The following is a 13731-nucleotide window of genomic DNA, read 5'->3' on the forward strand; positions in this document are numbered from 1 at the left end:
ATTATGTGCACCCACGTGCGGGAGTGGGGCGGGAATGCGGTGACCAATGCTCGTTTCGCAGGTGGGGGCCTGTCAACACCAAATCGGTAGACCGGTTGGGTTGGGTTGGTTGATTCAGACCGAAATTTCGTGATACAGGGCGCAGAAATCACAGGAGTCACAGGTGTCACTGTGCGGGGGATCTTGATGTGATATTTGGGGATCTTCTGAACGGGTTCAGGTTGTGGGATCATTCGGGCATGGCCAGTCGTGTGCGGTCGTTCCTTGCTCGCCCTGGTGTGCGGGCGTTTGTGGGGCGGGTGGCTTCTGCCCGGGTGTCGCGGAGGGTGGCCGGGAGGCTGCTCGGGCGGCCAGCGGGTTGGCGGCGGTGACCTCCGAGGTGGACGCCTATGCGGGACTCCTGGAAGAAAAAGCCCACGCCCTCCACACCAAAACCCACCCCCCAAAATCCCCCTAACCCCCCACCACCCGTCAGCACCCCCTCACCCAACAGACACCCCCACACCGCAAGCACCTCCCTCACACCCCCACACCGCAAGCACCTCCCTCACACCCCCACACCGCAAGCACCTCCCTCACACCCCCACACCGCAAGCACCTCCCTCACACCACAGGCACCGCAAGCACCTCCCCGCCGGTCTTTGGCTCGCAGGCGCTTCCCCGCCACCCTTCTCGCCCCCAGCCCCTCCTGGCGTCCACGGCCCCCCATGCACCTCCGCACCACGCCCACGCCCCTCAGGCGGCCCCCTCCCCACCCCGTCAGCTCCCCACCCCGTCAGCGCATCCTCGCGCCCACGCCCACCGGTGCTTCCTCACCACGCCCACGCCTCCCCTCGCCTCGGAGGCTTTTCGCTGTCTTTGTCGTCTCCACCCTCCCCGAAACCGTCACGCTCCGTAATCGGCCGCTCGTTGCCCACCGCCCATGCCACCCGGCGGCCCGTCGAGGCCCCGACGCGCCCGTCAATCCCCAAGCTCCCCCTGGCCCAGGCCCTGGTCAGCGCATGCGTCCACAGAGTTATCCACAGGCCGCGGCCCAAGTCCTGGCAAAATCTCCCCATGTTTTCCACAGGTCCGTTTAGTTGTCCACAGGCAAGCCCGATCATGCCCGTGCCGTCAATCCACGGGCCTAACCTCACTTCTGGCGTTACCGTGACGCCGAGGTCCGACCCCCTGCGAGGAGACGGCACATGCGGATCATGCTCACCGTGCTCGGCGAGCAGGGCGACCGTGACGTGGTGGTCGAGCTCGACGACGGCGTCACCGTGGCCCGGGTGGCCGAGGCCCTCGACGGGGGGCGGGAGCCGCTGGCCAAGGTGGTCAAGCTGCCCCGGTCCCGGGCGCCTTATGGGATGTCGTCGGCGCCGCCGTACCCGCAGCATCATGAGCGGGCGATCCCGCGCGTTCCCGAGCAGCGCGAGCCCGAGCGGGGTGACGGGCTGGGGCAGGAGGGTCCGGCGCTGTGGCGCGGCGGGCGGCAGGTCGACTCGCGGGCGCTGGCCAGGGCGGTGCTTCATGACGGCGACCGGATCACGCTTGAGCGCCATCTGGCCCGCGCGACCCTCAACGAGGAGCCGCTCGGCGTGGCCGAGGTGCGGATCGTGGGTGGTCCGGGGGCGGGAGCGGTCCATCGGCTGAGCCTGGGCTCGCATGTGATCGGTTCCGATGCCATGTGCGCGATAGCCGTACCGGATCCTGTGCTGGCGCCTGAGGCGGCGACGCTGCGCATCACGCCCGAATCGATCACGATCGAGCCGGTGCGCAGGGAGCCGCCGCCGGGACCGCGGCGGCGGCGGATCAAGGGCCGCTACGCAGAGGAGCTCGCCGAGCTGGCCGAGCGCGACGACCAGCGCGAGGCCGACCGCTGGGAGGCGTCGGAGCGCGCGCGCTATCTTGCCCCTGCCGACGACGATCTGCGGGCCGTTTGGCCTGGTGGGCCGCCCGAGCTTGACGGCAAGCCGCTGGCCGAGGCGGCCGACTGGCCGGAGCACGCGTTGCTGACGTGCGGGTCCTCGGTGTTCGCGCTGGGGGCGGTGGAGCCGCGGGACGCCCATCTGGCGCCGGCTCCCGAGGGTGGTGTGGCGTATAACCGGCCGCCGAGGCTGCGGCGTCCGGAGCCGGAGCGCAGGTTCGAGCGGCCGTCGGAGCCGCGCAAGAACGAGGGGATGCGGCTGCAGTTGCTGGCCGCGCTGCTGCCCGCCGTGCTGGGAGTGGTGCTGGCGCTGGTGCTGCGTCAGCCGTACTTCCTGCTCATCGCGCTGATGACCCCGATGATCATGATCGGCCAGTGGTGGAGCGACCGGCGTCACGGCAGGAAGCAGCACCGCCAGGCGATGCGCGAGCATCAGGAGCGGCTGGCGGAGTATGAGCGGGCGGTCGAGCGGGCCCGTGCAGACGACGAGGTGGCGCGGCGTTCCGACGCCCCCGATCCCGCCGAGGTGCTGCTGACCGCGACGGGACCGCGCAGGCGGCTGTGGGAGCGGCGCATCCACGACCCCGACGCGCTGCGGCTGCGGGTGGGCCTGGCCGACCTGCCCGCCAACCTGGAGCTGGTCGAGGAGAGCGGCGGCGGCCGGCTGGACCCGCCGATGTGCGCCAGCGTGCCCGTGGCGCTCCCGATGCGCCGCCTCGGCGTGGCCGGGGTGACCGGTCCGCGCGAGACGTCGACCGCGCTCGCGGGCTGGCTGATCGGCCAGGCCGCGACCCTGCACAGCCCGCGCGACCTGGCCGTGGTGGTGTTGTCCGCGCATGCCGACGGGGAGCGGCGCTGGAGCTGGGTGCGCTGGCTGCCCCACTGCGCCCCGCGCGGCGGTGAAGACTGTCTTGTCCTGATCGGCGCCGATCCCGACTCGGCCGCGCGGCGGGTGTCCGAGCTGGCCGCCCTCATCGACGAACGCCAGAACACCGCCATCCCAGAGCTCGGCAAGATCCCCACAGGCTGGGACGATCTGGGCGGCCCCGAACCTCCCGCCTTCTCCACCTACGACGAGCGTCCCTACGACGTCCTGGTCGTCCTCGACGGTGCCCAGGCCCTGCGCGGGCTGCCGGGCATGCCGCAGGTCCTGCGCCACGGCCCGCGCGCGGGCGTCTTCACGCTCGCGCTCGACGAGGACCAGCGCCTGCTGCCCGAGGAGTGCGCGACGGTCGCGACGTGCGGGGCCGACGGTCTGGTACGCCTGCGCGGCGGCGGCCTGGACGCCATCGGCGCGGTGCTGGCCGACCAGGTGTCCCCACAGTGGTGCGACCGGCTGGCCAGGTCGCTGGCGCCGATCCGCGACGTGAGCAGGGACGACCCGTCGGGCAACCTGCCGGAGTCGGTACGCCTGCTCGACCTGCTCGGCCTGCGTGCCCCGACTGGGCAGGACGTTCTCGCCGGATGGCGCGACACCGGGTCCACCAGGGCGCTGATCGGCATGGGGCCCGAGGGCGCGTTCCCGATCGATCTGCGCGTCGACGGTCCGCATGGGCTGGTCGCGGGGACGACGGGCGCGGGGAAGTCGGAGCTCCTGCAGTCGCTGATCTGCTCGCTGGCCGTGGCCAACCGGCCTGACCAGCTGGCGTTCGTCCTGATCGACTACAAGGGCGGGGCGGCGTTCAAGGAGTGCGCCCGGCTGCCGCACACGGTGGGCATGGTCAGCGACCTCGACGGGCATCTGACCAGGCGGGCGCTCGACTCGCTGGGCGCGGAGATCAGGCGGCGCGAGCGGCTGCTGCTTGATGCGGGCGCCAAGGACATCGACGACTACACCGACCTCCACCGGCCACCTCCCGGACCCCGGGACATCACCGGCTCACGGCTCGGCAGACCGTACGTGGCTTCCTCTGCGGACGGCCTCAGTCCTGGGGTGCTCGCCGGACGGGCTCGGTCCGATCGGGACTTGCCGGGGGAGGCTCGGTCCGACCGGGACCTGTCCGGGGATGACCCGCTCGATCGGGGGGTGGCCGGGGAAGACCCGCTCGCTATGCCGCGGTTGGTGCTGATCATTGATGAGTTCGCGGCGCTGGTGGCGGAGTTGCCCGACTTTGTCGCCGGGCTGGTCGACATCGCGCGGCGTGGCCGGTCGCTGGGGGTTCACCTCATCCTGGCGACCCAGCGGCCGGCCGGGGTCGTGACGGCCGACATCCAGGCCAACACCTCGCTCCGGATCGCGCTGCGGGTGACGGAGCCGGTCGAGTCCACGGATGTGATCGACCTGCCGGACGCGGCCCACATCCCCAAGTCGGCGCCGGGTCGCTGCTATGTGAAGTCGGGGGCTGGGGCGGCGGTAGCCGTACAGACCGGGCGGGTGGGTGGTCGTGCGCCCGGCGCGGCCACCGACGAGGACGGCAGGCGGCGCGCGGTCCGTGTGGTCGATCTGGACTGGCGTGCTCTCGGCAGGTCGTTGCCCGCGGCCCCGGAGCCCGCCGAGACCTCCGCCGTCACCGACCTCACCCTGCTGGCCGACGCGCTGACGGAGGCCGCGAGGCTGGCCGGTGTGCCGCCCCAGCCGAGCCCGTGGCTGGAGCCGCTGCCCGACCAGCTCGTCCTCCCGTTCGACCGGGAGACGCCGGAGCCGGGTGACTTCCGCGAGGTGGAACCGCTGGTGTTCGGCACCACCGACCGTCCCTGGGCGCAGGACCGGCGGCCGCTCACCCTCGACCTCGCGCACGGCGGCCACCTGCTCATCGCGGGCGCCGCGCGAAGCGGCAGGTCCACGGCGTTGCGGACGATCGCCGGCGCCATTGCGGCCGGCACCTCCCCCGCCGACGTACACCTGCACGCCATCGACTGCGGCTCCGGCGCCCTGCTCCCCCTGGTCGCGATGCCACACTGCGGCGCCGTGGTCACCCGCGACCAGCTCGACCGGGTCGAACGCCTCCTGTCCCGCCTGCGCGCCGAGGTGGGCCGCCGTCAGCAGATCCTCGCCGAGGCCGGCCACGCCTCCCTGGCCGAATGCCGGGCGGCGGGACACCGGCTGCCCTGGCTGGTGCTCATGCTCGACCGCTGGGAGGGGTACGTGGCCGCTTTTGAGGCGTACGACTACGGCCGGCTCACCGAAGCCCTCCTCCAGCTCCTGCGCGAGGGCCCGGCGGTGGGGTTGCGGGCGGTGGTGACCGGTGACCGTTCCAGCCTGCTCGGCCAGGTCTCCACGGTCTTCGACGACCGCCTCATCCTCCGCCTTGCCGACCAGGCGGACTACGCCCTGGCCGGGCTCCCCCTCAAGGAACTCCCCGCCGCCATGCCCCCCGGCCGCGCCCTGTCCACCGGCGAACACGGCGTGGTGGAAAACCAGATCGCCCTCCTGACCGACGACCCGTCCGGCCAGGCCCAGGTCGCGGCCCTGCAAACACTGTCCAGATCGGCCACCCCTGCCGGCCTCGACGAAGACCAGCACCCCCTGCGTGTGGACGCCCTCCCCATGCGCATCACCGCCGACCAGGCGTTGGCCCTGCGCCCGTCCTTCACCGCCCCGTCCCCGCTCTGGGCCCTGCTCGGCGCGGGCGGCGACGCCCTGGCCCCGTTGGGCATAGACCTCCTGGCCCACGGTCCGGGCGCGGTGATCGCCGGCCCGCCTCGGTCCGGCCGCTCCTCGGCCCTGCTGACCTCCGCCCGCTCCCTGATCGCCCGGAACACCCCGGTGATCGCGGTGGTCCCCCGCCGCAGCCCGCTGCGCGACCTCGAAGGCGCCACCGCCATCCTGGACGGCAACGGCACCGGCCTCCTGGACCTGGTGGCCCCGCTGACCAGCTACGTGGTGATCGTCGACGATGCCGAACTCATCAACCCCGACGCACCGCTCGGCATGGCCCTGGACGAGATCCTCCGCACCGGCCGGGACGGCGACCACGGCTTGATCATCGCCGGCGCGACAGGCGACCTGGCGACGGCCTATCGCGGCTTCGTCGCCGAGGCCCGCAAGTCCCGCACCGGCCTGCTGCTGTCCATCCAGAGCCCGGCCGACGGCGACCTCTTCACGGTACGGCTCCCGCGCGGCGCCGTAGGCGGTCCCCCGGGCCGCGGCCTCCTCCTCACCATGGGCACCACCACCCCCATCCAAACCGCCCTCCCCACCTGAACCCCTCCGCAAGTTCCCAACCTGCCCCACTGAGACCGCCCGAAGGCCCGTTCCGGAAACCACCAGATCCACGACCGCTCCATCACCCATTCCTGGGCCCACAGATGGCTTGCCCTGCTCACATCCCGGGTTGTCGAGCAGAGGTCGGGAGGGTCTTCGCGGTCGTGGGCCGGGGCGCTGTGGGGTTGGGAGAGTCCGTGGCCGTAGGCGGGTTGGCGTGGGTTTGGGAGGGTCCACAGTCGTCGGCCCGTTGCTGTGCGCTTGGGAGGGGGCCACGGTCGTTGGCCGGTTGGGGTGGGGGCCTCGGCGGGCGTGGGGCGGGTTGCCGGGGCCCTGGGCGTTGGGAACGCGTCAATGGGGTGTAGGGAGGGCGTCAAGATCGCCGGAGCGGGTCGGATGAAGTGGTTGTGTTTGGGGGAAAGGGGGATGCAATGCCCGATCTTGGCAGCCTGCTCAATCATGGACACCCACGGCCCAGTGGCGCCTCGCCCAGGATGAGTGCGGCCGAGCCGCGGTGGAGGGACGACGAAGCGGCTTCGCCCTGGGGTGAGACGGGGATGGACCGGGGCCGGGTACGGCGGCTGGCCGAGGATCTGGCCGAGCAAGGGGCGCCGCCTCTGGTCCAGGCGTTGGAGAAGATCGTGGGACTTCGGGTGATCGAGGCCACGCCGACCGCGTTCACGCTGAGCCTGTTCGCCGCCTACACCGAGGCCGAGGGGTATCTGGCGCAACGTGTGAGGCGGCGGGTGCAACGGGTCTCGGAAGCCAGCGCCAAGCTCATGGACGGGCGGCAGAACTGGAAGCGGGGAGAGGACGCCAGCACGGTGTCGCCGAGGACGTTCGATGCCTGATCCCTGGCAGCGCGTCCCGGATGCGACCGTCACCGCGCTGGCCTGTGGGAAGTACCTGGCGCATGCCAACATCGGGCTCGCCACCGCCGCCTGCGCGGTCGTGTGGGGCGGGTGGCCGTTGCTGGGCAAGCTCTATGTTCACCAATACGACACGGGTGCACTGGCGGCGGCGTACCAGGTGCTTGAGGACGCGGCGGGCGATCTCTGGACAGGGCGGACGAACATCGCGGACCTCATGGCCGGGCTGAGTGCCGAGCAGTGGCCGGGGGATGATCGCCGGGACTTCGACGCCTGGATGCTTACCCTCGGCAGCGATCTGCTGTCCGAGGAGATGTCGGCGCGGCTGCTCGGGATCATGTTGCTTATCAGTGCTTCGTTGTTGTTCGCGTTCATCGTCTACACCTCGGCGGTTGTGTTGCGGTTGGTGTGGCTTGCCGTACAGGTGATACGAGCGTCGTTCGGCGGCGGGGTGGGGTTCGTCGCGGCGCAGGTGGCGGCGGGCAAGCAGGCGCGGGTGTTGTTCGCGCGGTTGCAGGCGCAGGAGGCGCGGCTGACGGCGGCGCTCAACGGGATCGCGACGGCCATCGCCACCGGTCTCGGGGCCAAGGTGACCAAGGACAGCCTGACCGGCGACCGGCAGGGACTGCTCGACCTGCGGCAGGCGACGATCAATCAGGGTCCGGCGCTGGTGTGGGGGTTCGCCAACCATGTGGAGCGCAATCTGACGGCGAAGATGATGACCGGACGTTCACCGCTGTTCTCGGGCCGGGACGCCCGCGCGGGAACGGGCACCAAGGGCCAGCCCCGCCCCATGCCCACGTCTCCCCACGATCTGACCCCGAACAAGTGGCAGCTCGGCGCCGCCGCCAAGGGCGCCATGGACGTGATCAGCGGCCGCATGCCCACCGGCCACCTTCTGCCAGATCGCTACGAAAGCGGCGCGTACCAGGGATACGAGGACATTGAACGACGACCTTAGGCATTCCTTCGGCTTCGACCCGGACGAACTGCACACCTTCACCGGCGACTTCCTCACCACGCTCAGCCAGGTGCAGGAGGAGATGGCGGAGCTGACCGGCCGGGGACAAGCCGCGGATGGCCAGGTGACGGTGGCGTACTCGGAGCTGAAGGGCGTCCACGACCTCAAGATCGGCCCACGCGCGATGCGACTGGGCGCCGACATGCTGGCCCAAACCATCCAAGAGGCCATCGAAACCGCCCGCACCAACCTCCGCACCCAGGCCGCCGACCTGGTCACCAACTCCCTGGGCACCACCGCCGACCTCGAAGACACCGTGACCACCCTGTCAACCGCCGCCGAAGACGCCCTGGCCCGCAGCCTCCAAAACACCATCAACCTCACCAACCGCCTCCGCTAGCCCACGCCAAGAACACCTCAGCCGGTACCGCAAGCCGCCCCCGACACCAGAACAGCGCGCTGGCCCGACACCCGGCAAAGGCCAGGACCAGCGGGCTGCCGGGCCTCAAAAGCCTGAGACCACCGGGCACGAGACCACCGGCACGAGAGCACGACAACGTGAGGCGGCGGGCCTGGGGGCGGGCACGGGGGCACGTGGAGCGCGAGGGCACGGGACACGAGGCGTGTGGGCCTGGGGCGCGGGATGCGGGACCCGAGGCGTGAGACACCCAAGATGGGCCCGGGACACGCCAGACGCCCGGAGTGCGTGGCGCGGAACGTGGAGCGGTTAGTGGACAGGCGGGTGGCTGGCAGGTGCGCGGTGGCCGGGACCGAGGCGGGGGATGGGGTGGTTGGGGGTGGTGGTGGGGGGTGGTGGTTGGGGGTGGTGGTTGGGGGTGGTGGTTGGGGGTGGTGGTTGGGGGTGGTGGTTGGGAGAAAGGTGGGTGTTGTCCGGGGAAAGGTGGTTCACCACTACTCTGGGGCGCGTCGTGTGATCGGGGAGAGGTGACATGCAGACCAAGAAGGACCTCTACCAAGCGCACCGCCTGATGCAGCAACGCCTGGGCATGGCCCTGCTGCAAGCCGAGCCGGATGTGCCAGAGTCGCCCCTGCGCCGCCAGAACATCGCGATGTTCGGCGGCATTCTGGTAGCCGTTCTGATCATGGCGGTGTTCGGGATCTGGGGTCTGGTCAGTCCTGGTGGTGCCACGAAGCTCACCGAAGCGGGCCAGCTCCTGGTGGAGAAGGAGACGGGCGCCAAATACGTCTACAGCCAGAAGCAGAGCAGGCTGCTGCCGGTCGCGAACTATGTCTCGGCGCGCCTGATCCTCGACACCCCCGACGTCAAGACGCGCAGCGTGGCGTCGGCGTCGCTGGACGAGCTGGCCAGGGGGCCGCTGGTCGGCATCCAGGGGTTGCCTGACTCCCTTCCGCCTCGGGACAAGCTGGTCAAGGCGCCCTGGTCGGTCTGTGTGGTGGACGGGCCCGACCCGGCGGGGGGCGTGAAGCAGTACACGACGATGATCGGCGGGATCGACGTCGGCGGGCGGCCGGTCGGCACCGGGGTGATGGTGGTCATGGACGACCACGGTCAGAAGTGGGCCATCTGGAACAACCAGCGCATGCGGATCAACGACTCCGGTGTCAGTGCGCTCAACGCCAAACCCCGCAAGGTCCCCGCCTCGTGGCTCAACGCGGTCAAGGTCGGCGTCGACTTCGCGGGGCCGAAGGTGCCGGAACGCGGCAAGAAGGTAAGCGGCCCGGACGGCAAGGTCACCGCGATCGTCGGCCAGGTGTTCAAGGTGCCGTCGGTGACCGGCGGCCCCTCCCGCTGGTACGTGCTCCTCCCCGACGGCCTGGCCGCGATCACCGAGACCCAGGCCCTGCTCCTGCTGGAGGACCCGGCCACGAAGAAGGCGTACGGCAACCGGAGCGCCCAGCCGATCCAGATCGACGCCGCCTCCGCCAACGCCTCCCCGTCCCGCCAGCAGATCGCCGGCGCCGGGCTCCCCGAGACCCTCCCCAAGGCGATGACACTGCCAGCCACCGCACCCCTGTGCTCGGTGTACGGCGACACGCTGAAGGGCTCCTTCGCCGCCAGGATCACCGGAGGCAGTTCGATGGCCCTGCCGATCCCGGCGTCGAGCGGCGGCCAGGACCGCGTGGACCAGATCCTGCTGCCTCCGGGCACAGCGGTCGTGGCGGGACAACTCCCCGGCGACGGACAGCTCGGGTCAATCACCACCTACTTCCTGATCAGCGACCAGGGCGTCCGCTACCCGCTGCAGTCAGGCGACCAGATCGCCAAGCTCGGCTTCGAGCCCGGAGACGTCGCCCCGGTGCCCAGCAACCTCCTGCAGCAGATCCCCACCGGCCCGGCACTCGACCCCGCCGCCGCCCTGTCCCCCCTGGCCGTGGCAAGCAGGTAGCGAGACAGGGTCAACCACCAGAAGGCACGACAAAGGACCCCCGCCCCGTGAGGGCGGCGCGCTCCCCCACGCCACCAAGAAGCCGCCCGCCGACCGGAGATCTACGAAGCCGACAGAGACACCCCAAACCGGGCCCCTGCTGAGGGAAGGTGCCCCTCGACCGGCTAGAAGCCGATCTCGGGCATGATGCTCGTGTCGGGCGCCTGCACCTTGGGCATCGGGTCGTCGGTGATCGTCAGCTCCGCCGGGTTCCAGACCGCCTTGGCCTCGATGAGAGCGGGCGGCTTGGCATTGATCGCCATCATCTGCGGCAGGTGCTCGCTGAACTGCCCCATCATCGTCGACGCGAGGGCCACCAGTGCCGTGATCTTCCACATGGCCTTGGAGTGATTCGCGAAGAACTTGTTGATGGTGAAGCCGATATTGCTGACGATCCGCATGGCGTTCCCATGGGCCGCCGCGAGCATCGGCGGATAGACCACGCAGGCCGTGATGTACGCCGCCAGCGCCAGCAGGATCGCCGCGATTCCTTCCATCCAACCCGCGACCATGTGAACGACGTCCGCCGAGACCTTGAGCGAGTCACCCGTGCCCCGCGCCTGACGGTCCAGCTTGTCCAGTCCTTCGTTGAGCAGTTGCGCCTTGGCCTGGAACGCCTCGTAGGACTCTCCCACCCAGACCTGGTCCTTGCCCGCGGAGTTCACCATGGCCATGACGTCGTCACGCAGGTCCTTGATGCTGGACACCGGCGGGAGCATCGGCGGATGGAAGTCCTTCGGCTGCTGCTTCGCCCCCGTCAGAGTCATCAGGTCGCTCACGATGGGCTTGCTTACCTTGTGCCACTCCTCGGCCGCCTTCGCCATCATGGCGGGGTCGGCGATCACCAAGCCCATGATCGCCACGATGGGCGCGGCGTACGGCAGGACCAGGAGCGTCGTCCCCGCCACGGCGAAGGAGTTGCGGAAGCGTTCGAAGTCGTCCTCGTAGGCCATGCCGTCAGGTCACTCCTTGCCGAGTACGGGCGGGGCGATGTCCTCGTCGCCGCCCCAGACGCCCTCGTCCTCGGAGAGGTACGTGGTGCGTTCGCGGTCCTGGTTTCCGTCGCCTCCGGCGCCCGCGCCGCCCATGGGGGCCATCGGCATCATGGGCATGCCGCCGCCGTTGAGCGCCTTGGCGATGTTGCCCATGCCGCCGGCACCGCCCAAGCCGCCCGAGCCGCCGCCCGAGCCTCTGCCCAGCCCGTTGTCGGCGCCGGAGAAGCCGCCGGTGCCGGTGCTGGTGGGCGCGCCGGGAAGGCGGCCGTCCGGCAGGGTGGGGTTCCGATTGGCCAGGTCGTTCAGGCCGGGCACCTTCGGATCCACGCCCGCCAGGTCCGTCTTGGCGTCCTGCAACTTCTTGTCCAGGTCACCGGTGTCGAGGTTCGGCGTGTTGGTCGTCGGCAGGTTCGGGTTGGGCATGTTGGGGTTCGGGGTGTCGGTGCCCGGCCGGTTGCCCAGGTCGTCGAGGCCCGGCTGCTTCGGCACGTCGATCTTGTCGGGGTCCTTGGGGTCCTTCGGGATCAGGTCGTCCAGGTCGGACGGCTTCTTCCCGAGGTCGCCGGGCCCCTTGATGTCATCGGGTCCGGGCACCTTGATGTCGTTCGGCCCTGGGCCGCCCATCTTGTCCAAGCCCTTGGGGTCGAAGCCCGGACCGCCGGGGGGCTTGATGCCGCCGGGGCCGGCCGGAGGCTTGATCTCGGGGCCGGCCGGTGGCTCCTTCTCCAGCTTGCTCGCCTTGTGCGCCTGGTCGACGTGGTCGGCCACGTCCTTGAGCGCCTTCTTGTAGGACTCCACGACTTCTTTGCCGTCGACGAGAGCCTGGGCGGCCTTGTCGACGGTGCCGCGGTGAGCCACGTTGATGCCGGCGCCGACCACCCCGAAGGTGAACGGCGGCATGTCGATCACCTTGGTCCGGTTGCTGAGGATGGTGAAGTCCCCGCCCCTACCACCGATCTGACCACCGATGTTCTTGACCTGTTCGGGCTTCATCTCGAAGCCGGAGTCCTTGGTCTTGGGATCCGGTACGGCTGAGGTCGCCGAGGTGATGCCAGCGAAGGGATCAGACGCGCCAGAACCCGTCGTTTCCGCCACTACTCCCCCAAAAGGCCGATCACATCCATCACATACGTTACGCCCATCCCACGCGTGCCGTACAGGAAACTTCCGGACATGCAGCCTTTGGCCGCCTTTGTGGTCCTAAATCGCACTGAGCAGGCACAACGCCATATCGAAGCACAATTGTTACGAAAAGTTAACCTGATCTTCCCGGCAAGCTGCGACGTAAGGTGACTAATGTGACCAAAGCGCCGACATTGTCTGACGTGATATGTCAGCAGGTCGCGTCAAGGCGCAACCGCGAACCAGCTGAAGGAGAACCGTGGGAGCCGAGCCGCAGACTCAAGTAAGCCAAGCCGATCTGACCGCCGCCATGCACCTCATCGAGAAGGCGGCCGAGGACATCCGGAAGATCCAGCTGAATCTGGACATGGCTGGCGCCTCCCTCAAGTCCAACTGGGTCGGCGAGTCGCATGCCGCCTTCAACGCCGTGCACATCAAGTGGCACGAGCGCATGGACGTCATCCTGGGCAGCCTGCGTCGCCTCGCGACCAGCATCCAGGGCAGCGGCAAGAACTACGCCGAGTTCAACCGCGAGCGGACCGAGGCGCTGAACAGCATCGCCAACCTGATCAACCAGGCACCGGTCACCCGCTGAACCCCGCTCTAACCTCCCAGTACTGGAGATCACGTGTCTGAGGACATCTACGACGTAACAAAGATCAACTACGGTGGCCTGTCCGAGGGCGAGACCGAGTTCGGTACCGCCTTCCGCAACCTGGTCACCACGCTGGAGACCCTCCAGACCGAGCTCGACAAGAAGACCGCGATCTGGCAGGGCGAGGCCAAGGTCGTCTACGAGAGCGTCAAGGTGACCTGGCAGACCGAGGCCAAGGACCTGGCGCAGTTCGTGGACCTGCTGGCCAAGAACATCAACATCACCAGCATGAACATGCGGCAGGTCGAGAAGGTCAACTCCCAGATCTTCGACGGTCGCTAAGCACGGCGTGGGGGGATCGTGGCAGATTCTGGCGGCGTAGAGGTCAGCCGCAAGGCGATCGAGGATGCCCGGAAAGACCTGGAAGAGGCTCTCGGGCTGCTCGATCCCAACAACCCGAACGGCACCAAAACCCCTGGCATGAAGCCGGTCCTGGGCAAGGACGGGTATGTGGCGCAGCTCAGCGGGAACACCGACGCGCTCGCGGGCTTCTGGCCCGCCGCTTTCACGTTCCAGCAGAGCACCTCCCAGGCGATCGGGGTGGTTACGACCCAGTACGCGAACATCAACATGCAGGTCGGCAACGCCATCCTGCTGCTTACGCAGGCCTTGAAGAACTTCAACGACTTCGAGACCGGCGGAACGGGGAAGACGGCCCAGGTCTAGGC

The 13731-nt window shown here is 69.4% G+C and carries 10 protein-coding genes; 8 read left to right on the forward strand and 2 right to left on the reverse strand.

Going from position 1 to position 13731, the window contains the following annotated elements:
* Nucleotides 1-1187 precede the first annotated feature (1187 nt).
* The 5 genes from HNR40_RS01515 to eccB all read left to right on the forward strand — a co-directional run bounded on the left by HNR40_RS01515 (nt 1188) and on the right by eccB (nt 10252).
* Nucleotides 1188-6053 (forward strand): type VII secretion EssC family protein, encoded by a 4866-nt coding sequence (locus tag HNR40_RS01515; protein WP_221339882.1) that lies wholly within the window; start codon nt 1188-1190, stop codon nt 6051-6053.
* Nucleotides 6054-6610: 557 nt separating this feature from the next.
* The gene (locus HNR40_RS01520) at nt 6611-6904 is read left to right on the forward strand and encodes a hypothetical protein (protein WP_184957836.1); all 294 of its coding nucleotides are present in this window, start codon (nt 6611-6613) and stop codon (nt 6902-6904) included.
* Nucleotides 6897-7883 carry a hypothetical protein gene (locus HNR40_RS01525; protein WP_184957837.1) on the forward strand — a complete coding sequence of 329 codons (987 nt, stop codon included), beginning with the start codon at nt 6897-6899 and terminating at the stop codon, nt 7881-7883. Before HNR40_RS01520 ends, HNR40_RS01525 begins: the two co-directional genes overlap by 8 nt.
* On the forward strand, nt 7867-8283 hold the full coding sequence (locus HNR40_RS01530) for a YbaB/EbfC family nucleoid-associated protein (RefSeq protein WP_184957838.1): 417 nt from the start codon (nt 7867-7869) through the stop codon (nt 8281-8283). The genes HNR40_RS01525 and HNR40_RS01530 overlap by 17 nt, the downstream gene beginning before the upstream one ends.
* A gap of 550 nt (nt 8284-8833) precedes the next feature.
* Entirely contained in the window at nt 8834-10252 is a 1419-nt protein-coding gene (gene eccB, locus HNR40_RS01535) for a type VII secretion protein EccB (RefSeq protein ID WP_184957839.1), read from the forward strand.
* 164 nt (nt 10253-10416) lie between these two features.
* Here the strand turns inward: eccB and HNR40_RS01540 are convergent, their stop codons facing one another.
* Together HNR40_RS01540 and HNR40_RS01545 are read right to left on the reverse strand one after the other, a co-directional pair.
* Nucleotides 10417-11244 (reverse strand): hypothetical protein, encoded by an 828-nt coding sequence (locus tag HNR40_RS01540; protein ID WP_184957840.1) that lies wholly within the window; start codon nt 11242-11244, stop codon nt 10417-10419.
* A gap of 9 nt (nt 11245-11253) precedes the next feature.
* The gene (locus HNR40_RS01545; protein ID WP_184957841.1) at nt 11254-12279 is read right to left on the reverse strand and encodes a hypothetical protein; all 1026 of its coding nucleotides are present in this window, start codon (nt 12277-12279) and stop codon (nt 11254-11256) included.
* 388 nt (nt 12280-12667) lie between these two features.
* Here HNR40_RS01545 and HNR40_RS01550 point away from each other — a divergent pair, with 388 nt between their 5' ends.
* The 3 genes from HNR40_RS01550 to HNR40_RS01560 are packed head-to-tail and all read left to right on the forward strand — an operon-like array spanning nt 12668 to nt 13729.
* Nucleotides 12668-13003: a WXG100 family type VII secretion target gene (locus HNR40_RS01550; protein WP_184957842.1), complete on the forward strand. Its 336-nt coding sequence runs from the start codon at nt 12668-12670 to the stop codon at nt 13001-13003.
* A gap of 33 nt (nt 13004-13036) precedes the next feature.
* Nucleotides 13037-13345 (forward strand): WXG100 family type VII secretion target, encoded by a 309-nt coding sequence (locus HNR40_RS01555; protein WP_184957843.1) that lies wholly within the window; start codon nt 13037-13039, stop codon nt 13343-13345.
* An 18-nt stretch (nt 13346-13363) separates the two neighbouring features.
* Entirely contained in the window at nt 13364-13729 is a 366-nt protein-coding gene (locus tag HNR40_RS01560; protein WP_184957844.1) for a hypothetical protein, read from the forward strand.
* Nucleotides 13730-13731: the final 2 nt, after the last annotated feature.

The sequence above is a fragment of the Nonomuraea endophytica genome (genome assembly GCF_014203235.1).
Classification (GTDB): Bacteria; Actinomycetota; Actinomycetes; order Streptosporangiales; family Streptosporangiaceae; genus Nonomuraea; species Nonomuraea endophytica.

Excerpts from the sequence above, each read along its gene's own strand:
- HNR40_RS01520 (WP_184957836.1), top strand. The coding sequence starts at position 6,611 with ATGGACCGGGGCCGGGTACGGCGGCTGGCCGAGGATCTGGCCGAGCAA.
- HNR40_RS01545 (WP_184957841.1), bottom strand. The coding sequence starts at position 12,279 with ATGAAGCCCGAACAGGTCAAGAACATCGGTGGTCAGATCGGTGGTAGG.
- HNR40_RS01525 (WP_184957837.1), top strand. The coding sequence starts at position 6,897 with ATGCCTGATCCCTGGCAGCGCGTCCCGGATGCGACCGTCACCGCGCTG.
- HNR40_RS01540 (WP_184957840.1), bottom strand. The coding sequence starts at position 11,244 with ATGGCCTACGAGGACGACTTCGAACGCTTCCGCAACTCCTTCGCCGTG.
- HNR40_RS01515 (WP_221339882.1), top strand. The coding sequence starts at position 1,188 with ATGCGGATCATGCTCACCGTGCTCGGCGAGCAGGGCGACCGTGACGTG.
- eccB (WP_184957839.1), top strand. The coding sequence starts at position 8,834 with ATGCAGACCAAGAAGGACCTCTACCAAGCGCACCGCCTGATGCAGCAA.